Below are 1084 nucleotides of genomic sequence, written 5' to 3'. Positions count from 1 at the left end.
TTTTATTTTGCATAACAGGAGGTGAATATTATAAAACTAGGATTAACGATAGCCGGTTCTGATTCAGGTGGAGGTGCTGGTATACAAGCAGATATTAAAACTTTTTCTGCCCATGGCGTTTTTGGAATGAGTGTTATTACTTCTGTAACCGCTCAAAACACGATGGGTGTTTTGGGCATAGAAGATTTAACTCCTAAAATGGTATTGTTGCAAATGAAGGCTGTTTTTGAAGATCTATTTCCCGATGCAGTGAAAATAGGAATGGTTTCCAATGAAAAGATAATCAAAACTATAGCAAATGGATTAAGAGAGTACAAGCCTAAAAATATTGTTTTGGACCCAGTAATGGTTTCCAAAAGTGGAGTTCATTTGTTAAAAGAGGACGCTATCAATGCTTTAAAAAGCGAACTCATTCCGTTGAGCTTGGTAGTAACTCCAAACTTGATGGAAGCCGAAGTATTAACAGGGATAAAAGTTGATTCTGTAAAGGATATGAGAAACGCTGCAAAGAAAATTGTGGAGCTTGGAGCTCAAAGTGTGGTAGTAAAGGGAGGACATTTGATAGAAGACGCCATCGATGTATATTATGATGGAAAGGATTTTTTTGAAGTTTCTTCCGAAAGGATACCAACCAAAAATACTCATGGTACAGGCTGCACTTTCTCTTCCGCAATTGCTGCTAACTTAGCTTTAGGATATGAACTTTTTGATTCTATTAAAAGAGCTAAAGAATACATCACAGGTGCAATTAGAAAATCACTATCTATAGGTCATGGGGTAGGACCAACAAATCATTTCTGGAGGTGGAATTTGTGAATAGGGATATCCAATCTGTACAAACATTAATTAATAACCCAAAATACTGTGATGAAGAGATTGAAGAAGCTATTCCAGGTTATAAGAAAGGTAGCTATGTAGTATTTAAAGGAGTTAAATGAAATGGATTTTTCTCATATTAAAGATCACACAAAAAAAGAATTAGAGAAATTAATTAACCATCCTTTTATGGAAGAACTCTATACTGGAGAATTGTCTTTTGAGAAATTCGTATTCTTTTTAAAACAAGATTTTCATTATCTAGAGC

Annotated in this window: 3 protein-coding genes; all 3 read left to right on the top strand. The window is 34.7% G+C overall.

Annotated elements, in window-relative coordinates; translation table 11 throughout:
- Positions 1–30 precede the first annotated feature (30 nt).
- On the top strand, positions 31–816 hold the full coding sequence (thiD, locus tag AA81_RS13885; RefSeq protein ID WP_103899363.1) for a bifunctional hydroxymethylpyrimidine kinase/phosphomethylpyrimidine kinase: 786 nt from the start codon (positions 31–33) through the stop codon (positions 814–816).
- Positions 813–938 (top strand): hypothetical protein, encoded by a 126-nt coding sequence (locus tag AA81_RS14740; RefSeq protein ID WP_281256314.1) that lies wholly within the window; start codon positions 813–815, stop codon positions 936–938. The genes thiD and AA81_RS14740 overlap by 4 nt, the downstream gene beginning before the upstream one ends.
- Position 939: 1 nt before the next feature.
- Positions 940–1084 (top strand): thiaminase II/PqqC family protein (locus AA81_RS14970; protein ID WP_500690317.1); only part of this gene is annotated, 145 nt, incomplete at its 3' end.

It is taken from the genome of Petrotoga halophila DSM 16923 (assembly GCF_002924615.1).
This window is presented reverse-complemented; position numbering and strand designations above follow the sequence as displayed.